The organism is Sandarakinorhabdus sp. AAP62 (assembly GCF_000331225.1).
GTDB lineage: Bacteria > Pseudomonadota > Alphaproteobacteria > Sphingomonadales > Sphingomonadaceae > Sandarakinorhabdus.
Map to the genome: position 1 here is coordinate 13,047 of NZ_ANFY01000018.1, position 26,038 is coordinate 39,084.

23 protein-coding genes are annotated in these 26,038 nt (G+C 66.4%); 12 read left to right on the forward strand and 11 right to left on the reverse strand.

Going from position 1 to position 26,038, the window contains the following annotated elements:
- Positions 1 to 2: 2 nt before the first annotated feature.
- The 7 genes from D619_RS0114375 to lexA are packed head-to-tail and all read left to right on the forward strand — an operon-like array spanning position 3 to position 6,318.
- A complete protein-coding gene (locus tag D619_RS0114375) occupies positions 3 to 1,535 on the forward strand; it encodes an anthranilate synthase component I (RefSeq protein WP_017669304.1) in 1,533 nt (510 codons plus the stop codon).
- A complete protein-coding gene (locus D619_RS0114380) occupies positions 1,532 to 2,146 on the forward strand; it encodes an aminodeoxychorismate/anthranilate synthase component II (protein ID WP_017669305.1) in 615 nt (204 codons plus the stop codon). Before D619_RS0114375 ends, D619_RS0114380 begins: the two co-directional genes overlap by 4 nt.
- Entirely contained in the window at positions 2,143 to 3,126 is a 984-nt protein-coding gene (gene trpD, locus D619_RS0114385) for an anthranilate phosphoribosyltransferase (RefSeq protein ID WP_017669306.1), read from the forward strand. Before D619_RS0114380 ends, trpD begins: the two co-directional genes overlap by 4 nt.
- Positions 3,123 to 3,926, forward strand: a complete 804-nt coding sequence (trpC, locus tag D619_RS0114390) for an indole-3-glycerol phosphate synthase TrpC (RefSeq protein ID WP_017669307.1) — start codon at positions 3,123 to 3,125, stop codon at positions 3,924 to 3,926. The genes trpD and trpC overlap by 4 nt, the downstream gene beginning before the upstream one ends.
- On the forward strand, positions 3,923 to 4,393 hold the full coding sequence (gene moaC, locus D619_RS0114395) for a cyclic pyranopterin monophosphate synthase MoaC (protein ID WP_017669308.1): 471 nt from the start codon (positions 3,923 to 3,925) through the stop codon (positions 4,391 to 4,393). Before trpC ends, moaC begins: the two co-directional genes overlap by 4 nt.
- Positions 4,390 to 5,589 (forward strand): gephyrin-like molybdotransferase Glp, encoded by a 1,200-nt coding sequence (gene glp / locus D619_RS0114400; RefSeq protein ID WP_017669309.1) that lies wholly within the window; start codon positions 4,390 to 4,392, stop codon positions 5,587 to 5,589. Before moaC ends, glp begins: the two co-directional genes overlap by 4 nt.
- Positions 5,590 to 5,634: 45 nt before the next feature.
- Positions 5,635 to 6,318, forward strand: coding sequence for a transcriptional repressor LexA (gene lexA / locus D619_RS0114405; protein WP_017669310.1), 684 nt, complete (start codon positions 5,635 to 5,637; stop codon positions 6,316 to 6,318).
- A gap of 65 nt (positions 6,319 to 6,383) precedes the next feature.
- Here the strand turns inward: lexA and D619_RS0114410 are convergent, their stop codons facing one another.
- Positions 6,384 to 7,412, reverse strand: coding sequence for an amidohydrolase family protein (locus tag D619_RS0114410; protein ID WP_026091083.1), 1,029 nt, complete (start codon positions 7,410 to 7,412; stop codon positions 6,384 to 6,386).
- A 58-nt stretch (positions 7,413 to 7,470) separates the two neighbouring features.
- Positions 7,471 to 9,516, reverse strand: coding sequence for a ComEC/Rec2 family competence protein (locus tag D619_RS16875; protein ID WP_017669312.1), 2,046 nt, complete (start codon positions 9,514 to 9,516; stop codon positions 7,471 to 7,473).
- A gap of 110 nt (positions 9,517 to 9,626) precedes the next feature.
- On the opposite strand from D619_RS16875, the gene gltX reads away from it, so the two are divergent.
- The 5 genes from gltX to D619_RS0114440 all read left to right on the forward strand — a co-directional run bounded on the left by gltX (position 9,627) and on the right by D619_RS0114440 (position 16,254).
- Complete coding sequence (gene gltX, locus D619_RS0114420) at positions 9,627 to 11,051, forward strand: glutamate--tRNA ligase (protein ID WP_017669313.1); 1,425 nt, start codon at positions 9,627 to 9,629, stop codon at positions 11,049 to 11,051.
- A 16-nt stretch (positions 11,052 to 11,067) separates the two neighbouring features.
- Positions 11,068 to 12,348 (forward strand): citrate synthase, encoded by a 1,281-nt coding sequence (gene gltA, locus D619_RS0114425; protein WP_017669314.1) that lies wholly within the window; start codon positions 11,068 to 11,070, stop codon positions 12,346 to 12,348.
- Positions 12,349 to 12,433: 85 nt separating this feature from the next.
- Positions 12,434 to 14,617: a hypothetical protein gene (locus tag D619_RS0114430; RefSeq protein ID WP_017669315.1), complete on the forward strand. Its 2,184-nt coding sequence runs from the start codon at positions 12,434 to 12,436 to the stop codon at positions 14,615 to 14,617.
- A 156-nt stretch (positions 14,618 to 14,773) separates the two neighbouring features.
- A complete protein-coding gene (locus D619_RS0114435) occupies positions 14,774 to 15,616 on the forward strand; it encodes an SDR family NAD(P)-dependent oxidoreductase (protein ID WP_017669316.1) in 843 nt (280 codons plus the stop codon).
- Positions 15,616 to 16,254 carry a hypothetical protein gene (locus tag D619_RS0114440; RefSeq protein WP_017669317.1) on the forward strand — a complete coding sequence of 213 codons (639 nt, stop codon included), beginning with the start codon at positions 15,616 to 15,618 and terminating at the stop codon, positions 16,252 to 16,254. The genes D619_RS0114435 and D619_RS0114440 overlap by 1 nt, the downstream gene beginning before the upstream one ends.
- A gap of 230 nt (positions 16,255 to 16,484) precedes the next feature.
- Here D619_RS0114440 and D619_RS0114445 read toward each other — a convergent pair whose 3' ends face one another.
- From D619_RS0114445 to D619_RS0114485, 9 genes are read right to left on the reverse strand one after another with little or no spacing between them, the layout of a single operon-like run.
- A complete protein-coding gene (locus D619_RS0114445) occupies positions 16,485 to 16,778 on the reverse strand; it encodes a DUF1467 family protein (protein WP_017669318.1) in 294 nt (97 codons plus the stop codon).
- Positions 16,775 to 18,421 (reverse strand): ribonuclease J, encoded by a 1,647-nt coding sequence (locus tag D619_RS0114450; RefSeq protein WP_017669319.1) that lies wholly within the window; start codon positions 18,419 to 18,421, stop codon positions 16,775 to 16,777. The genes D619_RS0114445 and D619_RS0114450 overlap by 4 nt, the downstream gene beginning before the upstream one ends.
- Positions 18,421 to 19,209 (reverse strand): type III pantothenate kinase, encoded by a 789-nt coding sequence (locus tag D619_RS0114455; protein WP_017669320.1) that lies wholly within the window; start codon positions 19,207 to 19,209, stop codon positions 18,421 to 18,423. Before D619_RS0114455 ends, D619_RS0114450 begins: the two co-directional genes overlap by 1 nt.
- A 15-nt stretch (positions 19,210 to 19,224) precedes the next feature.
- The gene (locus D619_RS18400; RefSeq protein WP_017669321.1) at positions 19,225 to 20,040 is read right to left on the reverse strand and encodes a biotin--[acetyl-CoA-carboxylase] ligase; all 816 of its coding nucleotides are present in this window, start codon (positions 20,038 to 20,040) and stop codon (positions 19,225 to 19,227) included.
- Positions 20,037 to 21,521 carry an NADH-quinone oxidoreductase subunit NuoN gene (nuoN, locus tag D619_RS0114465; RefSeq protein ID WP_017669322.1) on the reverse strand — a complete coding sequence of 495 codons (1,485 nt, stop codon included), beginning with the start codon at positions 21,519 to 21,521 and terminating at the stop codon, positions 20,037 to 20,039. Before nuoN ends, D619_RS18400 begins: the two co-directional genes overlap by 4 nt.
- Positions 21,521 to 23,071, reverse strand: a complete 1,551-nt coding sequence (locus D619_RS0114470; protein ID WP_017669323.1) for an NADH-quinone oxidoreductase subunit M — start codon at positions 23,069 to 23,071, stop codon at positions 21,521 to 21,523. The genes nuoN and D619_RS0114470 overlap by 1 nt, the downstream gene beginning before the upstream one ends.
- Positions 23,071 to 25,077 (reverse strand): NADH-quinone oxidoreductase subunit L, encoded by a 2,007-nt coding sequence (gene nuoL, locus D619_RS0114475; RefSeq protein WP_017669324.1) that lies wholly within the window; start codon positions 25,075 to 25,077, stop codon positions 23,071 to 23,073. Before nuoL ends, D619_RS0114470 begins: the two co-directional genes overlap by 1 nt.
- 2 nt (positions 25,078 to 25,079) lie before the next feature.
- Positions 25,080 to 25,385 (reverse strand): NADH-quinone oxidoreductase subunit NuoK, encoded by a 306-nt coding sequence (nuoK, locus tag D619_RS0114480; RefSeq protein WP_017669325.1) that lies wholly within the window; start codon positions 25,383 to 25,385, stop codon positions 25,080 to 25,082.
- On the reverse strand, positions 25,382 to 25,996 hold the full coding sequence (locus D619_RS0114485) for an NADH-quinone oxidoreductase subunit J (protein ID WP_026091085.1): 615 nt from the start codon (positions 25,994 to 25,996) through the stop codon (positions 25,382 to 25,384). The genes nuoK and D619_RS0114485 overlap by 4 nt, the downstream gene beginning before the upstream one ends.
- Positions 25,997 to 26,038: the final 42 nt, after the last annotated feature.

Genomic DNA, 26,038 nt, shown 5'->3' on the forward strand with positions numbered 1-26,038 from the left:
TCATGGCCAACAGCCCGCCAGACCGGCGCATCGCCCCCGATCGCGCCAGCGCCAGCGCGGCCCTCGCCAATGGCAAGCCGCAGCTGATCTGGACGCGCATCGTTGCCGATACCGAAACCCCGGTCTCGGCCATGCTGAAACTGGGCCGCGAAGGTTCGGGCGCCTTTCTGCTGGAATCGGTGGAAGGCGGCAGCGTGCGCGCGCGCTATTCGTTGCTCGGCCTCGATCCCGATCTGGTGTGGCGGGCGCGCGGCGACACGAGCGAAATCAACCGCAACTGGCGGCACGATCAATCCGCCTTCACGCCGGTTGATGGCGACACGCTGACCGCCCTGCGCGCACTGGTGGCCGAAGCCCGCGCCGATGTGCCGGCCGAACTGCCGGCGGCGCTGGCCTGCCTGGTCGGCTATATGGGCTATGAAACGGTGCGGCTGGTCGAACCCAGCGTGCCCGATGCAGGCCCGTCGGCGCTGGGCCTGCCCGACATGGTGTTCGTGCGCCCGACCCTGCTCCTGGTGTTCGACCGGCTGAAGGACGAATTGTTCATCGTCGCGCCGATCTTTGACGCCGCCGATCCCGGTGCCGCCTGGGATGCCGCCGCCGAGCGGCTGGTGGAGGCCGAGCGCCGGCTGGCGCAGGCCCTGCCCGCGCAGCCGCGTGCCCTGGAGGACCTGCCCGCTGCCAATCCCCGCCACCATACCGACAAGGCGCGCTTTGCCGCCATGGTGGACAAGGCGCGCGCGTATATTCTTGCTGGCGACATCTTCCAGGTCGTGCTGTCCCAGCGTTTCTCGGTCGATTTCCCGCTGCCGGCGTTCGATCTCTATCGCGCCTTGCGCCGCATCAACCCCTCGCCCTTCCTCTATTTCCTCGATCTGCCGGGCTTTGCGCTGGTGGGATCATCGCCGGAAATCCTGGTGCGCGCCCGCGCCGGCGACGTGACGATCCGGCCGATCGCCGGCACCAGGCCGCGCGGCAAGGATGCCGCCGAGGATGCCGAGAACCGGGAAAGCCTGCTCGCCGATCCCAAGGAATTGTCCGAGCACCTGATGCTGCTCGATCTGGGCCGCCACGACACGGCGCGGGTTTCGGTGCCGGGCAGCGTGAAGGTGACCGACAAGTTCTTCGTCGAATTCTACAGCCATGTCATGCACATCGTCTCGAACGTGCAGGGCCGGCTGGCCGATGGCGTGGACGCGGTGGCAGCATTGCTCGCCGGCTTCCCGGCCGGCACGGTTTCAGGAGCGCCCAAGGTGCGCGCCATGCAGATCATCGCCGAACTGGAAGGCGTTGGCCGCGGGCCCTATGCCGGCGGTGTGGGTTATTTCAGCCCCAATGGCGACATGGATAGTTGCATCGTGCTGCGCACTGCCGTGGTGAAGGATGGCGTGATGCACGTGCAGGCCGGCGCCGGCATCGTGGCCGACAGCCAGGCCGAATATGAGCAGCGCGAATGCGAGGCCAAGGCCGGCGCCCTGATCGCGGCAGCGCGCGAAGCCATCGCCACGGCTGCCCAAGCCGGATTCGGACAATGAGCATCCCCCATCGCATCCTCGTCATCGACAATTACGACAGCTTCACCTTCAATCTCGTCCATTATCTGGCCGAGTTGGGGGCGGAAACCGTCGTGGTGCGCAACGACGCGCTGACGACGCAGGACGCGATGGCGATGCACCCTGAGGCCATCCTGCTCTCGCCCGGCCCGTGCACGCCGAACGAGGCCGGCATCTGCCTCGCGCTGATCGCGGCGGCGGCCGAAACGAAAACGCCGCTGTTCGGCGTCTGCCTCGGCCACCAGGCGCTGGGCCAGGCCTTTGGCGGCATCGTGGAGCGGGCGCCGCAGGTGATGCACGGCAAGGTGAGCGCCATCACTCATGATGGCACCGGCGTGTTCGCCGGCATCCCCTCCCCGTTCGAAGCGACGCGCTATCACAGCCTCGTCGTGCGCGAGGCCGGCTTGCCGGCCGAACTGGTGGTGAACGCCCACAGCCCCGATGGCCTGATCATGGGCATGCATCACCGCGAACTGCCGCTGCACGGCGTGCAGTTCCACCCCGAATCCATCGCCACCCAGCATGGCCACCGCCTGCTCGCCAATTTCATGGTGCTGGCCGGCCTGAAACCCGATCTTTCGGTCGCGGCATGAGCCTGCTGCCCGATCCGTCCTGCCCGCTTGAGGAAGGCGCGGCGGCCGAGGCCTTTGCCGCCATCTTCGACGGCAAGGTGAGCGACGAGGCTTTGGCCAGTTTCCTGACCACCCTGGCCGATCGTGGCGAGACGGTGGGCGAAGTGGTGGCCGCCGCCCGCGCCCTGCGCGCCCGCGCCATCCAGCCGTTCCGCGCTGCCGATGCGCTCGACGTGTGCGGCACCGGCGGCGATGGCATGCACAGCCTCAACATCTCGACGGCGGTGTCGCTGGTGGTCGCTGCCTGCGGAGTGAAGCTGGCCAAACACGGCAATCGCGCCGCCTCCTCCACCAGTGGCGCGGCCGACGTGCTGATGGTGCTGGGCGTGCCGGAACTGCCGATGGACCGGCTGGGGCCGTGTCTGGACAAGGTCGGCATCACCTTCCTGCATGCGGCCCGCCACCACCCGGCGATGGCCCGCGTCGCCCCGGTGCGGCGCGCGCTGGGCCGGCGGACGATCTTCAATCTGCTTGGGCCCCTGTGCAATCCGGCCGGCGTCGATCAGCAATTGCTGGGCGTCTTCGCCCCCGGCCCGGTGCCGCTGATGGCCGAAGCGCTCCAGCATCTGGGCAGCCGCGCCGCGCTGGTGGTGCACGGCCAGGGCTTTGATGAAGTGGCGCTGTCTGGCGAAACGCACGCCGTGGCGCTGACCGGCGGTGCGCTGAGTGCCCACACCATCACCCCGGAAGCCGCCGGCTTGCCGCGCCAGCCGAACGCGGCGCTGAAGGGCGGCAGCCCAGATTACAACGCCGAGCGGTTGAAGGCCCTGCTCGCTGGCCAGGCCGACGCCTATCGCGACATGGTGCTGCTCAATGCGGCTGCCGCGCTGGGCGTGGTGCGCCCCGGCCTGACCTTGCCCCAAGGCGTGGCGCAAGCCGCCGCCGCCATTGACAGCGGCGCCGCTGCTGACATCCTCGCTCGCTGGATCGCCTTTCGATGACTGACACGCTTTCAACCATCGTCGCTCACAAACGCGACCTCTATGCCGCCCGCAAGGCGCAGCGGGCACTGGCGGATGTGGAAGCCGCCGCCCGTGCGGCCGATGCCCCGCGCGGCTTCATCGCGGCGCTGCACGCGGCGCATGCAGACGGCCGCCACGCGCTTATTGCCGAGTGCAAGAAGGCCAGCCCGTCCAAGGGCCTGATCCGTGCCGATTTCGATCCCGCAGCCCTGGCCCGCGCCTATGCTGCCGGCGGTGCAGCCTGTCTTTCGGTGCTGACCGAGGAACGCTGGTTCCTGGGATCTGACGCCTATCTGCAGGCCGCGCGCGCCGCCGTGTCGCTGCCGGTGATCCGCAAGGATTTCATCGTCGATCCCTACCAGGTGATCGAAGCCCGCGCGCTGGGGGCGGATGCCATCCTGCTGATCATGGCGGCCCTGTCTGACGCGCAGGCCGCCGAACTGGAAGCCGTGGCCCACGATTGGGGCATGGACGTGCTGATCGAAGTGCATGATGCCCCCGAACGGGATCGCGCGCTGCTGCTGAAGACGCCACTGCTTGGCATCAATAATCGCAATCTCAAGACGTTGGACGTCAGTCTTCAGACGAGTTTTGATCTTGCCGATACGCTGGCAATGGATGAGGGCAAGACGCTGGTGGCTGAATCCGGCCTGAGCTCGAATGCCGATCTGGCCGCGCTGGCCGGTGTTGGCATCCGCACCTTCCTGGTTGGGGAAAGCCTGATGCGGCAGGCCGACGTGACGGCAGCCACCCGCCAATTGCTGGGCCTCGCCGCATGAGCAAGCTCAGCCATCTCGATGACAGCGGCGCCGCGCGCATGGTGGACATCAGCGCCAAGGCCGCCACGCGGCGCGAAGCGGTGGCGGAAGGCTTCATCCATGTGGCGAACAACGCCCTGCAAGCCATTGCCGAACAAGCCGTAAAAAAGGGCGACGTGCTCGCCACGGCCCGCATCGCCGGCATCATGGCGGCCAAGCGCACGGCCGACCTGATCCCGCTCTGCCACCCGCTGCCCATCGATGCGGTGAGCGTGGACCTGGCCATCGAGGCCACTGGAATCCGCGCCACCGCCACCGTCGCCACCACCCACGGCACCGGCGTCGAAATGGAGGCCCTCACCGCCGTCTCCGCCGCCCTGCTCACCGTCTACGACATGGCCAAGGCGCTCGACCGGACGATGCGTATCGACGGCATCCGCCTGCTGCGGAAATCCGGCGGCCGCTCGGGCGATTACGTCTCGGAATGAGTGGCTTGCTGCCTTTTCAGGAGGCACTGGATCAACTGCTTTCGGGCGTCGAGGCGCTGCCTGCCGAAACGCTCCCCCTCGATCATTGCGCCGGCCGCGTGCTGGCCGAACCGGTCATCGCCCGCCTGACCCAGCCGCCCTTCGCTGCCGCCGCCATGGATGGCTATGCCATCCGCTGGGCCGATCTGCAGGCAAGGTGGCGCGTGGTCGGGGAAAGCGCCGCCGGCCATGGCTGGGCTGGCTCATTGGGGCCGGGCGAGGCGGTGCGCATCTTTACCGGCGCGCCCGTGCCGAATGGCGCCGATGTGATCGTGGTGCAGGAAGAAGTGACCCGCGACGGCGCGGTGGCGCGGCTGGCCGGCGAAGGCCCGCTGCGCCCGCAAGCCCATATCCGCCCGGCCGGTCAGGATTTTGCAGCCGGTGACAGCTTGATCGCGGCCAGTACGCGGCTTTCGGCCGCCCATCTGGGGCTGGCGGCGGCCGGCGGCTGGGGAGCGCTGCCGGTGGTGCGGCGGCCGCGGGTGACGCTGATCGCGACGGGTGATGAACTGGTGCAGCCGGGCAAGGCGCCAGGGCCGGGCCAGATCATCTCGGCCAATCCGGTGATGCTCACCGCCCTGCTCCGCGCCGCTGGCGCCGATGTGCATGATCCCGGGATCATCCCCGATCATCGCACTGCGCTGGCCGCGGCGTTGCAGGCTGCGGCGGCCGACCTGATCATCACCATCGGCGGCGCATCGGTGGGCGATCATGATCTGGTCGTGCCCGTGCTGCGTGAACTAGGCGCCGATATTGATTTCTGGAAGATCGCGCTGCGGCCGGGCAAGCCGCTGCTGGCCGGGCGGCTGGGCGGCACCCGCGTGCTGGGCCTGCCAGGCAATCCCGTCTCCGCCTTCGTGACCGCCCTGTTGTTCGCGGTGCCGCTGGTGTCTCGGCTGGGCGGGCGTGGCCATGAACTGCCGCTGCAAAGGCTGAAACTGGCCGCGCCGCTGCCTGCCAACGGCCCGCGCCGCGATCATTTGCGCGCACGGCGCACACCAGCCGGTGCCGAACCCTTTGCCCGGCAAGACAGCGCCCTGCTCGCGCTGCTGGCGCAGGCCGAACTGCTGATCATCCGCGAGGCGCACGCGCCAGCCGCTGCCGCAGGCGATGAAGTTACCTGCATTGCGCTTGACATGTTCCATTCTGTTTTCTAGATGTTCTTTCCATGTTCCGTTTGGAGCGGCATGGGAGTCAATGAGATGCTCACCCGGAAGCAGCAGGAATTGCTCATTTTCATCGATGAGCGGCTGAAGTCAGACGGCGTGTCGCCCTCCTTCGAGGAAATGAAGGAGGCGCTGAACCTGAAATCCAAATCGGGCGTGCACCGGCTGATCAATGCGCTGGAGGAACGCGCTTTCATCCGCCGCCTGCCCAACCGTGCCCGCGCGCTGGAAGTGTTGCGCTTGCCCGATGCGCTGAAGGTGGAAAAGCCGGCCCTGGCTCTGGTGGCCAGCCGGCCTGCGCCTGCCCCGCCAGCTGTCGCGATGCTGGCGGCCAACGACACCATCACCGTGCCGCTGCACGGCCGCATCGCCGCCGGTCTGCCGGTGGAAGCGCTGGAAAGCGACCGTTCGATGTCGGTGCCGGCGGCGCTGCTGGGCCCTGGCGATCATTATGCGCTGGAAGTGTCAGGCGATTCGATGATCGATGCCGGTATCTTCGACGGCGATTATGCCCTGATCCGCCGCTGCGACACGGCCCGCGATGGCGATATCGTGGTGGCGCTGATCGACGAGAGCGAGGCGACGCTGAAATATCTGCACCATGAAAAGGGCCTGGTGCGCCTTGATCCGGCCAACAGCAGCTATGAGCCGCAGCGCTATCACCCCGAGCAGGTGCGCATCCAGGGCAAGCTGGCCGGGCTGCTGCGCCGCTATCACTGACAGACGAGATTCCGCTCCCACGCAGCGCCCGCCCTGAACTGGCGGGCGTTGTCGTGACGTTGCCGTTACAAGGCCAGCCGATAGACCCGCGCCGCCGTGCCACTGAACAGGGCGGTCTTTTCGTCTTCGCTGGCACTGGCGCTGAGCAGTTTGAAGGCGTTCCACAGCGTGGCGTAATCGCAGGTGCCGCGATCGACGGGGAAATTGCTTTCGAACATGCAGCGGTCTGCACCAAAGGCGGCAATCGCGGTTTCGATCCACGGCTGCCATTCCTTGGCCAGCATTTCGGCGCTGGCCATCGGTTCGGCCATGAAGCTGGGAAAGCCGCCGAACGGCATGGCCAGCCCGCCCACCTTCATCACCACGTTCGGGCAGGCGGCCAGTGCCTTGATGTTGCCAGCCCACGCCGCAAAATCCGCATCACGCCGGCCAGCGTAAGACGCAGTACCCAGCGGGGTGGCGAGGTGATCACAGATGATGGTGAGATCCGGCACGGCTCGGGCCATGGCAATGAGTTCCGGCAGTTGCGGTGCCAGCAGCCAGCAATCGTAGCTGAGGCCAAGCGCCGCCAGTTCGGCCAGGCCAGCGCGGAAGGCCGGCTGTGCCAGCAGGCCGGGCGGGTTTCGCTGCAACATTCCGAGCACGGCGGGATCCGCATCGCACGCCGGGGAGTGGCGGATACCGCGAAACCGCGCCGGGGCGGCGGCCAGATGCGCCTCCAGCACCGGGCGCACGGCGGCGCCCAAGGTGAGATCGGCATGGCCAACGATGCCGGCGCAGGCGCGGGGCTTGCCGTACAGGCCAGACGCGCTCATGGCGGCGACGCCGTTCACGAACTCGGTTTCGCCCACGCAGCGCAGTTCGGGCGGTCCATCGGCGCGATAGAAGGCCCCGCATTCCAGGAACACGGTGGCAACCACATTGTGCCCGGCCTTCATGTCGGCATTCAGTTGATCGAGCAGATAGAGCGGGCTGAGGCCGATCACCCGTTCAAAATCCGTGGCGTCGGCCGCCGGCTGCGGCACGAAGCGCCGATCCCACAAATGGTGATGCGGATCGATGATCGGGCGTTCCGGATCGATGATGTTGGCCATGTGAGTCTCCCCTTCCCCAGCATCGCCACTCACCGGCGAGGCGGCAAGCTGGCAGTGTTCAGTGGGGTTGCCACGGCCGGTCGCCGGCTGCATCGGCGGCGGTTGCCACCCGCTGCGGCGCCAGCCAGATCGCCACGGCCCCGGTGTGCGCCAGGGCGGCGGCATCCAGTTTCAGCCAGCGCGGCCGGCACCAATAAGGCAGGCGGCGATCGGAAACGACGATATCGGCTGCGGCGCAGGCCGGGGCGAAGCGATCACGCGGGATCAGGCTGCGGCCGGTGGTGGCCAGCACGCGCCAGCGCCGGCCACTGTGCTCCACATCCGCCACGCAGCTTTCCGCCGAACAACGGGCGGATGGCAATGTGCCAAGCCAGACAGCGCTGGCGGGATCGCTGCCCACGGCCTCTGCCCAATTGTCGATCAGGAAATCGCCCACGCGTTCACGGGCATGCGCCAGCCGGCCATCGGGCAGCCGCAGCGCGAAATGACGGCCGTCGCTGCTGACCAGCAGATCGGGCACAGCTGCTGCCCAGGCCAGCAGCACCGCGCCGGTGATCGGCGCCAGCCCCCACCAACGCGCGCGGCTGCGCCACAGCGCCAGCCACAGACCTCCCGCGGCCCCCAGCGCAAACGCCGGCCCCGGGATGGCGGCGCTGGTGATCACGGCGCCGGGCAGCGATGCGGTGAAATCCGCCAGATCGATCAGGCCCTGCATGGCCCAGCCGGCCAGTGGCCACAGCCAGCCCAGCCCCAATGCCTCGCCGAGCATGGCCAGCATCAGCGCCGGCATCACCACGAAGCTGGTGTAGGGAATGGCCACGATGTTCGCGGCGATGCCGTACAGCCCACTGCGGCCGAAATGAAAAAGGCCGATGCCCGACAGCGCCAATTCCGCCACCAGGCCTGAGGCCAGCAGCGAGGCGGCCGCGCGGGCCAGCCATTGCCACCAGGGTTCATCCTCCCGCACCGCCGTCAGCCATTTGCCGAGCCGGCTTTCATAGAGCGCGACGATGCCGATGACGGCGGCAAAGCTCATCTGGAAACTGGCGCCGAGCAGCGCTTCGGGCCGTACCACCAATATGGCAAAGGCCGCCGCCGCCAGCAGCCGCAAACTCAACGCCTGCCGGCCCAACATCAAGCCGACAACGACGATGCAGGCGGCAATCACCGCCCGCACCGTGGGCACCTGTGCGCCGGCCAGCAGCGTATAGGCCAGCCCCGCCAGCGCGCCCGCCGCCAGCGCCAGCGTGGGCACCGGCACCCGCAGCACCAGCCACGGCCACAGGCCCAGCAACCAGCGCATCATGAGCGACACGCTGCCCACCACCACCGCAATATGCAGGCCGGAGATGGAGAGCAGATGCGCCAGGCCGGCATCGCGCATGGCCTGCGCCGTGGCCGGCGGGATCGCCCCCTGCCAGCCGGTGACAAAGGCGGCGGAAACAGCACCGGCCTCGCCGGGCATGCGCGCCGTGATCAGGGCTTGCAAGCGGCTGCGCACACCGCCCAGCCACAGGCCCGGGCCGGGTGGCGGCGCGGCCACGATCGCGACCTGTCCCAGCGCCACGCCGGTGCCGCCAATGCCATCGAACCAGGTGCGGCGGGCAAGATCATAACCGCCCGGCACCGCTATGCCCGACGGCGGGGACAGCAGCGCGCGCGCCGTCACAATGGCGCCAGCGGGGATCTGTGGCTGCTCACCGCGCAGGCGCATGCGCAGGCGCGTGGTGCCGCCGGGCAGGCCGTGGCCAGCGGCCGGCACCAGCACCAGACGCTGATCACCAAAGGCCAGCGGCTCGGCGCTTTCCACCCGGGCGGTGAGGGTGGCGAACACCCGCCCGGCCAGCACCGGATGATGATTGAGCGCGAGCCGCAGTTCGGCCGCCCCCAGCCCGGCCAGCAGCAGCAGCGCCATCCAGGCCAGCGGTCGCAAGCCGGCCAATACAAGGCCGCCGGCCAATGCTGCTGCGCCCAGCGCCGCCGCCTGCCGCCACGGCGCCCATGGCAGCGCGAACCACAGCGCGATGCCGGCCGCCAGCGCCACCGGCAACCACAAGGGCAGATGCGCGCGTTCGGCGTCCAGCCAGCGGTGCCAGCCGGCCATCAACGCTTGCCCCGCGGTTTGTCTCGCTTCGATCCTTCTGCTAACCACCCGCGCGTTCCGTCTGCCCCTCCCGGCCAGACCCTGAACCCACAGGATTGGATGAAACGCGCATGAGCGCAAGCCACGGATTTTCCGGCAAAGTCGTCACCCGCTTTGCCCCCTCGCCCACCGGTTTCCTGCACATTGGCGGCGCCCGCACCGCGCTGTTCAACTGGTTGTTTGCGCGCCACCATGGCGGCGAATTCCAGCTGCGCATCGAGGATACCGATCGCGCCCGTTCCACCGAGCCGGCAATCGCGGCGATTCTGGACGGGATGACCTGGCTGAACCTGAACTGGGATGGCGAGGTGGTCTATCAGTTCAGCCGGGCCGCCCGCCATGCCGAGGTGGCGCATGAACTGCTCGCCACCGGCCATGCCTATCGCTGCTATGCCACGCCCGAGGAACTGGCCGAACTGCGCGAACAGCAGCGCGCCGCCAAGCAGCCGATGCGGTATGACGGGCGCTGGCGCGACCGCACCGATTGGCCGAACGATGCCCCCTACGTGATCCGCCTGAAAGCCCCGCGCGACGGGGCCGTTACCATCGATGATCAGGTGCAGGGCCCGGTGACGGTGAACAATGCCGAACTCGATGATTTCGTGCTGCTGCGGTCCGACGGCACGCCCACCTACATGCTCGCCGTGGTGGTGGACGATCACGACATGGGCGTGACGCACGTGATCCGCGGCGATGATCACCTCAACAATGCCTTCCGCCAGCTGGCGCTGATTCGTGCGATGAACTGGCCGGAGCCGGTTTATGCCCATATCCCGCTGATCCACGGCGCTGACGGCGCGAAACTGTCGAAGCGGCACGGGGCGCTGGGCGTGGATGCCTATCGCGACGAACTGGGCATGCTGCCGGAAGCGGTGGAAAATTATCTGCTGCGCCTGGGCTGGGGCCATGGCGATGCCGAGATCATCAGCCGCGATGAAGCCGTGCAGTGGTTCGATCTTGCCGGCGTCGGCCGCTCGCCGTCTCGGTTCGACATGAAGAAATTGGAAAACCTCAACGGGCATTATCTGCGCGCCGCCGATGATGCGCGGCTGGTGGCGCTGATCGCCGGCCGGGTGGCTGCGGCATTGGGACGCGAATTGACCGATTCCGATTCCGCGCTTTTGCAGCGCACCATGCCGGAGTTGAAGAAACGCGCCAACAACCTCAATGATTTGGCAGGCAGCAGCCTTTTCTATCTTCGCAGCCGCCCAATCCCCATGGACGAAGCCGCTGCCAAGCTGCTAGCGTCTGCGACACCGGGGCTGCTTGACCGCGCCCGGGCACGATTCGCCGCCCAGTCTGACTGGACGGCCGCCGCGCTGGAACAGGTGGCGCGTGAACTGGCGGAAAGCGAAGCGGCCAAGCTTGGTCAGATCGCCCAGCCGTTGCGCGCTGCTGTAACCGGTTCGGCCCAATCGCCCGGACTGTTCGAGGTTCTCGAAGTGCTGGGCAAGGATGAGGTACTGGGGCGGATCGACGACGCCCTGGCCGGTTGAAGAAGGGAAAAGAGCCATGACGGCCACGTTCGGCATTGACGGAAAATCCGCCGACTATCCGGTGCACAAGGGCAGCATTGGCCCCGAAGTCATCGATATCCGCAAGCTTTATGCCAACACCGGCCGCTTCACCTTCGATCCGGGCTTCATGAGCACCGCGTCGTGCGAATCGAAGATCACCTATATCGATGGCGACGAAGGCGTATTGCTCTATCGCGGCTATCCGATCGATGAGCTGGCCGAACGGTCGAACTTCCTGGAAGTGGCCCACCTGTTGCTGAACGGGGAACTGGCCAACACCGAGGATCAGGCCAGGTTCAATTCCAACATCACCCGCCACACCATGATCCACGAGCAGCTGGCGACCTTCTATCGCGGCTTCCGGCGCGACGCCCACCCGATGGCGATCATGTGCGGCATCGTGGGCGCCATGGCGGCCTTCTATCACGACTCGACCGATATCCACGATCCCAAGCAGCGCGAGATCGCCTCGCACCGGATCATCGCCAAGATGCCAACACTGGCGGCGATGGCCTATAAATATTCGATCGGCCAGCCCTTCCTCTACCCGGACAACAGCCTGTCGTTCGCGGGCAATTTCCTGCGGATGACCTTTGGCGTGCCGGCCGAACCCTATGTGATCAATCCGGTGGTGGAAGACGCCATGGAGAAATTGCTGATTCTCCAGGCCGATCACGAGCAGAACGCCTCCACCTCCACCGTGCGGCTGGCCGGCTCGTCGGGCGCCAATCCATTTGCCTGCATTTCGGCCGGGATCGCCTGCCTGTGGGGCCCGGCGCACGGCGGCGCCAACGAGGCCGCGCTCAACATGCTGCGCGAAATCGGCCGGCCGGAACGGATTCCGGAATATATCGCCCGCGCCAAGAACAAGGATGATCCGTTCCGCCTGATGGGCTTTGGCCACCGCGTCTACAAGAATTACGATCCGCGCGCCAAGGTGATGGCCAAGGTCGCCAAGAACGTGCTCGACAATCTGGGCATCAATGACCCGGTGTTCGACGTGGCCCGCGAACTGGAACAGATCGCGCTGACCGATCCCTATTTCATCGACAAGAAGCTTTATCCCAACGTCGATTTCTATTCCGGCGTGGTGATGTCGGCCATTGGTTTCCCCACCTCGATGTTCACCGTGCTGTTCGCCATCTCGCGCGCCGTCGGCTGGATCGCGCAGTGGACGGAAATGATGGAGGATCCGGAGCAGAAGATTGGCCGCCCACGCCAGCTCTACACCGGCCACGCTCGCCGCGATTATGTGCCGCTCAGCCAGCGCGGCTGATCGCCCGCACGGAATCCTGTGGATATCCCTGTGAATCGGGGCTGCCGGCTTGAACGGCGGCCCCTTTTCCTGTTTGTGCTATTGCATGGGTGATTTTCTGGCTCCTCCTGAACCGCGCCGCTGGCCCTGGATCCTCGCGATCATCGCCAGCCTGGCCTGGACCGCTGCCATCATTGCCACCTGGGGTGCCGCGACCGGCGCGATCGCCATTTCGGCCACGGTGCAGCCACTGCTGCTGATGCTGGCGGCCCTGGCCGGGCCGTTGGGCGTGGCGCTGCTGGCCTTCGTGCATTTGCGGGATGCCGGGGCGGTGAATGCCGCCCGTGCCACCATTGCCGATGCGCGGAGCCAGCAGGCCGCCGAATGGCTGGAGCACAGCTCCGAATCCCTGGCTCGGCTGGAAGAGCAACTGGCGGCCGCCACCGCCCGCATGGCCGCCATGGAAGCGCCCGTGGCGGACCACAGCAGCGCCATCGCCAATGCCACCAACGCGTTGGAAAGCGCCAACAGTCGCCTGGCCGAAACGGTGGCCAGGGCCATGGCCGCCAGCACGGATCTCAGCGGCGCCGTCCCCGCCGCCAGCAAGCAGGCCGAAGCCCTGACCGAATTGATGAGCCGGGCGGACAATCAGCTGCGCAGCCAGCTGGCCGAAACCGAAACCCTGCTGGCGAGCCTCTATACCCGCGCCAGCGAAGCCGAAGCCGAAGCCCGCGCCGCCGCCCAGGCCAGCCGCGGCGAGATCAACGCGCTGGCCCAGGCCAGCCAATCCGGCCTTGAAGCCATGGCCAGCGCTGCCGCCCAGGCCCGCGCTGCGGTGGAAACCCCGATCGGCGCGCTCAACGCGGCCATCGATGATGCCTTCACCCGCACCAGCCTTTCGGTCGAACAGACCCGCGATGCCGTGCACGCGCAGACCAGCGCGTTGCTGGCCAGTGTCGATCAGGCCCGCACCGCGCTGGCGCACATCGGTGGCGAAAGCGCGCGGGAACTGGATGAACGGCTCGCCAGCCTGCAACTGCTGGCCAGCAAGGTGGCCGGCGAGATCGAAACCAGCGGCCGCAATGCCGCAGCACTGGTGGACGAACTCGGCAGCCGCGTCGAAGCGCTGGAAACACGCCTCGCCGCCGCCATCGCCAACAACAGCGAGGCGCTGTCCGGCCTTGATGCCCGCCTGGCCGCTGCCAACGAACAGGTCGCCGGCTTCACCGCGCCGCTTGGCGACGCCGATGCCGCACTCTCGGCCGTGCAGCTGCGACTGGAAGCCATGGGCAGCGAAGCCGGCCGCACCATTGCGCTGTTCGAAAGCCAGCTGCCGGCCGGCGAGAGCCAGGTGAGCGCGCTGCGCGGGCAGATCGCCGGGCTGGAAGCGCAATTGGCCAGCATCAAGGAACAGGCCGCTACCCTGGCCGAACCGCTGGAATCGGGCAGCGCCACGCTGAACGACGCCAGCAACCGGCTGACCAGCGCCCGCGAAACCCTGACTGCCACCACCGACGAACTGGCCGACGCCATCGCCCGCGCGCAGGAGCAGATGCGCGCGCTCGAAGACGACACCAGCCGCCTCTCCCTCACCGCCTCCGGCGACCTGATCGACACGTTCGCGCGCGTGCGCGAAGTGGCCGACAATGCCGCCGGCGCCATGCGCACCGCGCTGGCCGGCGTGATCCTCGAAGCCGAGGAAGCGCTGGACAAGGCCGCCATCAGCCGCACCGAGGCCGCCTTTGCCGCCCCGATCCGCGATCGCATCGAGGAACTGCTGGAATTGCAGGGCCGCGCCGGCGAATCTGCCCAGGCCGCCGCCGAACGCGTGGCGCAGCGCCTGGTCGGCCTGGCCCGCACCCTTTCCGATGTGGAAGCCCATGTGGACGCGGTGGAAACCCGCGCCGAAGTGCGGGTCCGCAATGCCCTGGGCCGCCGCGCCAACGGGCTGATCGACAGCCTGCAATCCAGCGCCATCGATCTGGCCAAGCTGCTGGACTACGACATCGACGACAAGACCTGGGCCGATTATGCCGCCGGCGACGCCAGCGCCATCGCCCGCCGCCTCGCCCATGGGCTGGACAGCGGTGCCGGCCGCCAGTTCGTGCGCCACTATACCCACGACGCCGAATTCCGCACCGAAGCCAGCCGCTACCTGCAGGAATTCGAATCGCTGGTCGCCGATGTGGTGCCGGAACGGGGCGGCGAGGCACTGGGGGCGACGTTGCTGTCGTCCACATTGGGCAAATTGTATCTGGCGATCGGGCAGGCGGCCGGGCGGTTCAATTGAGGCGGATGTCACCTCTCCCCGCCGGGGAGAGGTCGAGAGATGCCCGCAGGGCGGCCCGGGAGGGGGGCTGTTTCAGCGCATGTTGACCCTCTCCCGCCGCGCGACGCACGAGTCGACCTCTCCCCGCCGGGGAGAGGTGAGCAAGGGGAGAGCAGCATGGCACGCATCTTGGTAACAGGCGCCCGCCGCGGCATCGGCCGGGAAATCACGCTGACCCTGGCCCGCGCCGGCCACGATTTGGTGGCCACCATGCGCGATCCCGGCGGCTGCGATCTGGCAGACATTGCTGCGCAGGAAGGCCTGTCGATCAGCCTGGCGACGCTGGACGTGGATGATGATGCATCGGTTGCCGCGCTGTTCGCGCAAGCAGGCATGGCCAGCGTTGATGTGCTGATCAACAACGCCGGCATATTGTCGATCAACGCCCTGGAGGATGAATCCATGGCCATGATCCAGGCAGTGATGAACACCAATTTCTTTGGGCCGCTGCGCTGCATGAAGGCCGTGGTGCCCAGCATGCGCGAACGGCGCCAGGGCCTGATCATCAACATCTCGTCGATCGCCGGGCGCATGGCGGTCTTCTCGCACAGCGCCTACGGCCCATCGAAATTCGCGCTGGAAGCCGCCAGCGAAGTGGCCGCACAGGAACTGGCGCCCTTTGGCGTGCGGGTGGCGCTGGTCGAACCGGGCATCATCGCCACCGATATGGCCGTCGCCAACCTGCCGCAGCCGCGCGCCGACAGTGAGTATCCCAGCGGTCGCCGCATGGTCGCCATGAACGCCGATGCGGATAAGGGCACACCGCCTGCCGTGGTGGCAAACGCCGTGCTTGATATCGTCAGCGGTCGGAACACCGCGTTCCGCACGCTGTGCGGCGATGATTCCCAGATGTTCATCGGCATGCGCACCCGCATGAGCGACGACGCCTGGATCGCGATGAGCGACACGCTGGACGATGCCGAGTTCTTCGCGCGGATGACAGCCGCCGCACAGGGCTGATGACTCGCATCAAGATCTGCTGCATCGCCTCCCCCGCCGAAGCCGCGCTGGCCCTGGCCGCTGGCGCTGATGTGCTGGGGCTGGTCGCCGCCATGCCGAGCGGGCCGGGGCCGATCAGCGACGACGCCATTGCCGAAATCGCGGCCGGCCTGCCACCCCATGTGCTCAGCCTGCTGCTCACCGCCGAAACCACCGCCACTGCAATCGCCGATCATGTGCACCGCACCGCTGTGCACGGAGTTCAGATCGTCAGCCATATCGATGCCGCCGAACAGGCGAAACTGGCCGCCCTGCTGCCCGATCACCAACGCTGGCAGGTGGTGCATGTGGAGGATGAAGCCGCCCTCACCATGATCCCGGCACACGGCCCGCACGTTACCGGCTTCCTGCTCGATTCCGGCCGGCCATCGGCGCGCGAACTGGGCGGCACCGGGCGCGTGCATGATTGGGCAATCAGCGCCGCCTTCGTGGCGACGAGCCCGGTGCCGGTGTTCCTGGCGGGCGGGCTCAACCCCTGCAACGCGGCGGCAGCCGTGGCGCAGGTGCGGCCGGCGGGGCTGGATGTGTGTTCCGGCCTGCGCGTTGATGGCCGGCTGGATGCAGGGCTGGCGCGGGCGTTCGTGGCAGCGGTAAAGTAAGGGGGCCTCTGGCCCTGCACCCGCTTTCGATTGTTTGAACCTCTCATCTTCAAAGGCCCGTCATGCTGGCGCAGGCCAGCATCCAGCGTGGCACAAGTGTCCATTGCGATGCAGCAGGCATGGCGCGAACCAGTGGATGCTGGCCTGCGCCAGCATGACGGGCACTCTTGAAGCAGGTTACCCTCAAACAAACGGGTGCAGGAACTGCGTCCCTGCTCGCCGGAGGCCTCTTATTCTGCCTTCATTGGCGCGTACGGCCCATGGTTCCGCCAGAAGGGCACATCATCGACGCCGATCCAGCCAAATTCATAATTGGCCATGAACAGGCCGAACAGCAGCCCGCTGATCAGCGTCGTCCACAGCAGTTTCTTGCCGATCAGCGGATTGCTGGGGGCGGAGCTGGCCTGGCCGGGCACGGACTCGCTGCCGTCTTCATCGGGGGTGCGCACGCCGAACGGCAGGACGGCGAAGAGGGTGAGCGTCCAGAACAGCAGGTAGATGGCAAGGGCGGATTGCAGCTTCACAACCGCGTCACCTGCACATCTGTCACGGGTTTCTTGCCGGTCCATTCGCGGGCGATGCGGCGCACCGCCACGCGGATGGCTTCGGCATAATGCTCGGCGCGTTTCGGATCACCCTTCGCGGCGGCCTTTTCGGCGGCTTCGGCGCATTCGGCGAGGAATTCGTCCTTGTCTTCCTCCACCGGAACGCCGTGGGCGCTGACTTTCGGGGTGGCGGCGGGCAGGCCGTTCTTGCCGACGACGACGCTCACCGCGATCAGGCCGTAATTGGCCATGCGGCGGCGTTCGACGATGGTGGCGCCATCGGCGGGCAGGATGACATCACCATCCAGCACCAGCCGCCCGGCCGGTTCGTGGCTGAGCAGGTGCGGGCCATCGGGCGCCAGGCGGATGGCGCTGCCGTTGATCGGCACCATCGCCCTGGGCACGCCGCAGTCCTTTGCCAGCTTGGCGTGCTCTTCCATGTGGCGGCGTTCGCCATGCACGGGGATGGCGATTTCGGGCCGGATCCATTCGTACATGGCTTCCAGTTCCGGCTGGCCGGGGTGGCCGGAGACGTGCACATGCGCCTGTTTTTCGGTGATGACGTCGATGCCGCGCGTGGCCAGCGCGTTCTGGACGCGGCCGATGGAAAGTTCGTTGCCGGGGATCTGCTTGGAGGAATAGACGACGAGATCGCCCGGCTCCAGCCGCAGTTTCGGGTGGCTGCCTTCGGCAATGCGCGACAGCGCTGCCATCGGTTCACCTTGCGCGCCGGTGCACAGGATCAGCACCTTGTTGCGTGGCAGGCTCATCGCCGTGTCCCAATCGATGGGTTCGGGCAGGTCTTTCAGATAGCCGGTGGCGCGGGCGACGCCGACGATGCGATCCATCGAGCGGCCGGCCAGCACAAGCTCGCGGCCACAAGCTTTCGCCACCGCGCCCAGCGTGCCGAGGCGGGCGGCGTTGCTGGCAAAGGTGGTGACCAGCACGCGGCCCGATTTGCGCGCCTTGACGACGCGCATCAGGCCATCGCGCACATCGGCTTCGCTGCCGCTGGCTTCGGGGTTGAAGACGTTGGTGCTGTCGCCGATCAGCGCCAGGATGCCGCTGTCGCCGATGGCAGTGAGCTGCGCTGCGGACGCTGGCGTGCCCATCTGCGGCGCATCATCCAGCTTCCAATCGCCGGTGTGGAAAATGCGGCCATGGGGCGTATCGATGATCAGCGCATTGCCTTCGGGGATGGAGTGGGCGAGCGCGACATAGGTGAAGCCGAACGGGCCGAGCTTGAGCGAGCCGCCCATGGGCACGATCTTCAGCTTCACTTCGTCCTGCAGCCCTTCTTCCTCCAGCTTCTTGGCGATCAGGCCGGCGGTGAACGGGGTGGCGTAGAGCGGCACCTTCAGATCGGCGGCGAGATAGGGGATGGCGCCGATATGATCCTCGTGGCCGTGGGTGAGCACGATGCCGAGCAGATCCTTGCGGCGCTCCTCGATGAAGGCGAGATCGGGCAGCACCACGTCGATGCCGGGATAGCGCGGATCGCCGAAGGTCATGCCGAGATCGACCATCACCCATTTGCCCTGGCAGCCATAGAGATTGACGTTCATGCCAATTTCGCCGGACCCGCCCAAAGGCAGGAAAATCAACTCGTCACCGGGTGTCATCAATCAGGGTTCTTTGCATTTAACTGGTGGAGGCGGATCAGACCCTTGATGGTCAGGTCGCCGTCAACATGGGCTATGGCAGTGGTGTGGCGCTGGAACAAGGTGGCCAATCCCCCCGTGGCAATCACGGTGACCGGGCCGGCGATTTCGCGGGACAGGCGCGTCACCAGCCCTTCGATCAGGCCGACATAGCCCCAGAACACGCCGGATTGCATGGCGTGGACCGTGCCCTTGCCGATGGCGCCGCCATTGCCGGTGGGCGGTTCAACGGCGATGCGCGGCAGCTTGGCGGCGGCCTGATAGAGCGCGTCCATCGACAGGTTGATGCCCGGCGCGATGGCTCCGCCCTGATAGGCGCCATCGGCCGATACCACATCGAAGGTGGTGGCGGTGCCGAAATCGACGATGATCAGATGGCCCGGCCACAATGCATGGGCAGCGACGGCATTGACCAGGCGATCGGCGCCGACTTCGGCCGGATTGGGCAGATCGATCGCCAAGCCCAGGTTGATCTCGCCAATGGCGACCACTTCGGGTTCGACCTCGAAATATTTGCGGCACAGGCGCTGCAGGTTGAACAGGGTTTGCGGCACCACGGTGGAGATGATGGCGGCATCGACACTGCCCATGGCGACGCCTTCCAGCGCCATCAGCTGGTGCAGCCACACGGCATATTCATCCGCCGTGCGCTGGCCATCTGTGGAGATGCGCCAGCGTTGGGCGATGACATTGCCATCGCACAGCGCGAAGACGATGTTGGTATTGCCGACATCAATGGCGAGCAGCATCGGGCCTCTCCCGGTTCAATATCCCCATAACAGGGCGAAGACTTCACCGGCGTGGATGGCACGCGTGCTGCCGTCGTCAAGCTGCATCAACAGCGCGCCATCGTCGGCAAGGCCGGTGAACAGGCCTTGCGGGCTTTCGCTGCCGAGCCGCGCGACGATGCGGCCGCCGACGCCAGAGGCCCGCGCCAGCCAGGCGGCACGGATGGGAGCGAAGCCATAGGTGGCCCAGGTTTCACGCCAGTGCGCAAAGGCAGCCGCCAGTTCATCAAGCACGGCGGCGGGCGTGGGCACGGCAAGGCCGGCGGCGGCCAGGCTGGTGGCGGGGCGTTCGGTGCTCGTCGGATAGTGGGCAAGGTTGATGCCGATGCCGATCACCAGCGCCTCCCCCTGCCGTTCGAGCAGGATGCCGGAGCATTTGGTGCCATCCAGCAGCACATCGTTGGGCCATTTCAGCGTGAAGCGTTCACCTCTCCCCGCCGGGGAGAGGTCGAGAGACGGCGTAGCCGACCCGGGAGTGGGGTTGGCCCCGCCCCTCTCCCGCCGGGCTTCGTCCGAGTCGACCTCTCCCCGGCGGGCAGAGGTGATGTGCGTCAGCGCATCGTGCAGCGCCAATGCAGCGACGAAGCTGAGTTGCTGCACCTGGCCTAGGGCTTTCACCAGCACGCTGCCCATGAAGTTTCCGGCGCCATCATTCCACACCCGGCCGCGGCGGCCACGGCCGGCGGTCTGGCGATCGGTGATCACCCAATGGCCGTCAGGCAAGGCTTGGGCGCGGGCCAGCAGCCAGTCGTTGGTGGAACCGACCTCGGTGAGGTGGGTGACGCTGCTCAAGCCGGAAAGAGTGCCGCAGCGGCGCGAGCGGTGGCGGCAACCAGCGGCGAGATGGCCAGCATGCCGATGGGCGAGCAGAACAGCGCGCAGGCCGCGATCATGGCGCCGTTGACCGCGCTGCCTTCCGTCGCCAACGGCCCAAAAGGTGCTGGGGCGGGTTCATCGAAGTACATGATCTTGATCAGGCGCAGATAATAGAAGGCGGCGATCACCGACGCGACGAAGCCGATCAGTGCCAGCGCGATCAGGCCGGAGGCAATGGCAGCCTGGAACACGGCGAACTTGGGCCAGAAGCCGAGCAGCGGCGGGATGCCGGCGAGGCTGAACATGAAGATGGCGAGCGCGGCGGCAAGTTTCGGCTGGGTTTTCGACAGGCCGGCGAAATCGGCCATGCTTTCGACCGGGCTGCCATCGGGACGGCGCAGTTGCAGCACGACCAGGAAGCTGCCCAGCGTCATCGCGACATAAACGGTGACGTAGAAGAGCAACGCTGAAATGCCGGCCGGCGTGCCGGGGGTGAGGCCGACGAGCGCGAAACCGATGTTGGCAATCGACGAATAGGCCAGCAGGCGTTTGATGTTGGTTTGCGCGACGGCGGCGACGGCGCCCAGCACCATCGAGGCGATGGCGATGAAGATCAGGATCTGCTGCCAATCGCCGGCGATGTTGCCGGGGAAGGCGACGATCATCACCCGCGCCAGCAGGCCCAGCGCAGCGGCCTTGGGCGCGGCGGAGAAGAAGGCGGCCACAGGGGTTGGCGCGCCTTCATATACATCGGGCGTCCACATGTGGAACGGCACGGCGGAAACCTTGAAGGCAAGGCCGGCGAGGATGAAGACGATGCCGAACAGCAGCCCGATGGAACGTTCGGTCTGTCCGGAGACGACGCCAGCGATCACGTCCAGCTGGGTGGAGCCGGAGAAGCCGTAAATGAGGGTGACGCCGTAGAGCAGGATGCCCGAAGCCAGCGCGCCCAGCACGAAATACTTCAGGCCGGCCTCGGCGGAACGGTCGTCCTGCCGATGGAAAGCCGCCAGCACATAGGACGGCAGCGCGGCGAGTTCGAGGCCGACATAGAGCGTGAGCAGATCATTGGCCGAAACCATCATCGTCATGCCCAGCGTCGCCAGCAGCAACAGCACCGGATATTCGAAACGGCCGGAACCGCTTTCCTGCAACCACGGCAGCGCCAGCAGCACGGAGGCCGCGGACGCCGCGAGGATGACGACCTTCAGGAAGGCCGAGAAATCATCGGCGACATAAAGGCCGTCGAAGGCGCGGGTGATGCCGGCGGGGGCATCGAGCAGCGTGAAGCCGGCCAGCGCCAGGATGGCCACGGCGAACAGGCTGGTGACGGTGAGGGCCCGAGAATCCTTTGGGCCCTTGCCGGAGAAGGTGCCGAGCATCAGCGCCGCAAGGCTGCCGAGCGTGAGCACGGTTTCCGGGCCAGCGATGGCGATGGAGGTGAAGATCGGGTGCATCAGTGGTGGCTCTCTTGCGCCGCAGCCGGGGCTGCCAGCGCGGGCATTGCTGGCGACAGGCTCATGTCGGTCGGCACGGTGGCGAGCGCGCGACCTTCGAGGCGGGCGACGACTTCGGCGATGGCCGGTTTCATCGGGGTCTGGAAGCTCTTGGGATAAATGCCCATCCACAACGTGGCGATGATGATCGGCACCAGGATGGCGATCTCTCGCGCGTCCAGGTCCGGCATGGCGCGCGTGTCGTCACCGGCGGCCTTGCCATAGGCGACGCGGGCATAGAGCCAGAGCATGTAGGCCGCGCCGAGGATGATGCCGGTGGTCAGCACGAACGTCGCCCAGGTGCTGGTCTGATACATGCCCAGCAGCACGAGGAATTCCGCGACGAAGCCCGAGGTGGCCGGCAGGCCGACGCTGGCCATGGTGAAGAACAGCAGCACCAGCGCATATTTGGGCATGGTATCAGCAAGGCCGCCATAGCGGCCGATCTCGCGGGTGTGGAGGCGATCGTAGATCACGCCGACGCACAGGAACAACGCGCCGGACACGAGGCCGTGGCTGAGCATCATCACCATCGCGCCTTCGATGCCCTGCGTGTTCAGCGCGAATAGTCCACCGGTGACGAACGCCATGTGGGCGACGGACGAATAGGCGATCAGCTTCTTCATGTCCTGCTGCACCAGCGCGACCAGGCTGGTGTAGACGACGGCCACCATCGACAGGCCGAACACCAGCCAGATCAGCTGCGCCGAGGCATCGGGGAACATCGGCAGCGAGAAGCGGATGAAGCCATAGCCGCCAAGTTTCAGCAGCACGCCGGCGAGGATGACGGAGCCGGCCGTGGGTGCTTCGACGTGGGCATCGGGCAGCCAGGTGTGCACCGGCCACATCGGCATCTTCACCGCAAACGAGGCGAAGAAGGCGAGGAACAGCCAGAACTGGGCTTCCTTGGGGAAATCGACCTTGCTGAGTTCGCCAATGTCGGCGGTGCCGGCGAAATTCACCATCCACAGCATGGCGACCAGCATCAGCACCGAGCCCAAGAGCGTGTAGAGGAAGAATTTGTACGACGCATAGATGCGCCGCGCGCCGCCCCAGATGCCGATGATCAGGAACATCGGGATCAGGCCGCCTTCGAAGAACAGGTAGAACAGGAAGATGTCGCGCGCCGCGAAGGTGCCGATCATCAGCGATTCCATCAGCAGGAACGCGGCCATATATTCCGGCACGCGCTTCTTCACCGCCACCCAACTGGCGAGGATGCACAGCGGCATCAGGAAGACGCTGAGTTCGATCAGCATCAGCGCGATGCCGTCGATGCCCAGCGACCAGTTCAGGAAGGGCGCGAACAGCGGCAGATTCTCGGTGAACTGGAAGGCTGCGGTCGACTGATCAAACTGCGTCCACAGCCAGATGCCGAGAGCGAATTCCACCAGCGTGGTGGCGAGCGCGACAACGCGGGCGCGGCCGGCGCGCTCTTCGTCGCCACCGGGCAGCGTTGCCACCACCAGGGCTGCCACCACCGGCAGCAGGATCATGAACGAAAGGATCATCAGCGCATCATCCAGGCGGCGGCGGCGGCAAGGCCGACCAGCATGACGAGGGCATAGCTATAGACATAACCGGTCTGGAAACGCCGGGCGATGTTGCTGCCCACCACCACCACATCGGCGGCGCCATTGGGGCCGAAACGATCAATCGTCTGCTGGTCACCGCGTGTCCAGAAGATGCGACCAATCCATTGCGCGGGCCTGACGAACAGCGTGTCGTACAGCTCGTCGAAATACCATTTCCGCAAGAGGAACTGGTAGAGGCCGGGCACTTCCTTCTGCCACCAGATCGGGATCGACGGCTTGTTGAGGAACACGTGCCAGGCGAGGCCGAGGCCAAGGAAGAAGGCGACCGACGGCGTGTAGACCACCCAGGCCGGCACTTCGTGCATGGCGTGCATCAGATGCGTGTCGAAGGCGAGACTGCCGCGCCAGAAGGCCACGCCGCCTTCCGCACCGACGAACTGTTCGTGCCACACGAAGCCGGCCAGCAGCGCGCCGGTGCCCAGCACGAACAGCGGGATCAGCATGGAGAGCGGGCTTTCGTGCGGGTGATAGCCAGCCGTCGGATCATCATGGCCGTGGTGATGATCATGGGCATGATGGTCGCCATGGCCATGATCGCCGTGCGCGGCATGCTGGATATGCTCCGAACCGGCCCAGCGCGGGGCGCCGAAGAAGGTGAGGAACACCAGCCGCCAGGAATAAAAGCTGGTGAGCGCTGCCACGATCGCCCCGACGAAGAAGGCGAAGGTGCCGTGCGACGTGCCGCTGGCGAAGGCGGCTTCCAGGATCGCATCCTTGGAATAATAGCCGGCGGTGAAGAAGAAACCGGTGAGCGCCAGCGTGCCGATCGTCATCATCCAGAAGGTGATGGGGATGTGGCGACGCAGGCCGCCATAGAAGCGCATGTCCTGCTCGTGGTGCATGGCGTGGATCACGCTGCCGGCGCCAAGGAACAGCAGCGCCTTGAAGAAGGCGTGGGTGAACAGGTGGAACATGGCCGCGCCATAGGCACCCGCGCCGGCCGCGAAGAACATGTAGCCCAGCTGCGAGCAGGTCGAATACGCGATCACCCGCTTGATGTCGTTCTGCACCATGCCAACGGTGGCGGCAAACAGCGCCGTGCAGGCGCCGATCACGCAGACGACCGCTTGGGCGGTGTCGCTGGCTTCGAACATCGGGGACAATCGGCAGACCATGAACACGCCGGCCGTCACCATGGTGGCAGCGTGGATCAGCGCGGAGACGGGCGTCGGGCCTTCCATGGCGTCGGGCAGCCAGGTGTGCAGGCCCAATTGGGCGGACTTGCCACACGCGCCGACGAACAGCAGCAGGCAGAGGCAGGTCATCACGTAGACCTGGGAACCGAGGAAGCTGAACGTCTGGCCGCTGTGCTGCGGCACGGCAGCAAGGATGGCATCGATGGAGACGGTGCCGAACACCAGGAAGGTGCCGAAGATGCCCAGCGAAAAGCCGAAATCGCCGACGCGGTTGACCACGAAGGCCTTGATGGCAGCCGCGTTGGCCGAGGGCTTGTGATACCAGAAACCGATCAGCAGGTAGGAGGCGAGGCCGACCCCTTCCCAGCCGAAGAACATCTGCACCAGGTTATCGGCGGTCACCAGCATCAGCATGGCGAAGGTGAACAACGAGAGATAGGCGAAGAACCGGCTCTGCGACGGGTCTTCTTCCATATACCCCCAGCTGTAGAGGTGGACGAGCGCCGAGACGCTGGTGACGACGACCAGCATGACTGCGGTGAGCGTATCGACTTTCAATGCCCATTTGACGTTGAGGCCGCCGCTTTCGATCCAGTCCAGCACCGGCACGGTATAACCGGCGGTGTCGTTGAGCCAGAAACCGGTGAAGATCACCCAGGCCAATGCGGCGGAGACGAACAGCCCACCAGTGGTGAGCGCCTTGGCCGCGGTGTGGCCAATGGCGCGGCCGCCGAGCCCGGCGACAAGCGCGGTGAGCAACGGCAGGAAGACGAGGATGGTGATCATCGTCAGCCCTTCATCAGATCGGCTTGATCAACCGCCACCGTGCCACGGCCGCGGAAATAGATGACCAATATGGCAAGGCCAATGGCCGCTTCGCCGGCCGCCACGGTGAGCACGAACATCGCGAAGATCTGGCCATGCACCTGGTGCAGGAAGGCCGAGAAGGCGACGAGGTTGATGTTCACGGCGAGCAGGATCAATTCCAGCGCCATCAGGATGATGATGATGTTGCGGCGGTTGAGGAATATCCCGAACACGCCGAGCACGAACAGCGCGGCGGATACCGCCAGATAATGGGTGAGGCCGATCATAGTTCGACCCCCTGGCCCAGACCGGCCTTGCCGACGCCCAAGGTGCCGGCCGGCGTGCGCGCATTCTGCACGTTGATATCCTGTTTCTTGAGGCCGACCCGGCGGCGATGGGTGAGCACGATGGCGCCCACCATGGCGGCCAGCAGCAAGAGGCCGGCCATCGAGAAGACGAAGAAATAGCGGGTGTAAAGCTGGCTGCCGATCCACTGCGTGTTGGTCATGCCCTCTGGCGGACCCGCCAGCGCTTCATGGACGATCACGCCCTGCCCCGGCTGCCAGCCCATGGTGACGAGCAATATCTCGGCAAGGATGATGCCGGAGACAGCGAGGCCCAGCGGCAGATTCTTCATGGCGCCGCGCTGCAACGCCTTGAAATCGATATCCAGCATCATGACGACGAACAGGAACAGCACCGCCACCGCACCGACGTAGACGATGACCAGCAGCATCGCCAGAAACTCGGCGCCCAGGATGATGAACAGGCCGGCAGCGTTGAAGAAGGCGAGGATCAGCCAGAGCACGCTGTGCACCGGGTTCCGCGCCGTGATCACCATCAGCCCGCTGGTGAGCAGCAGGAAGGCGAAGAGATAGAAGGCGAAGGCGGCCATCAGTTCGCCCCTTCCCTGTCATGCTGGCGCAGGCCAGCATCCAGC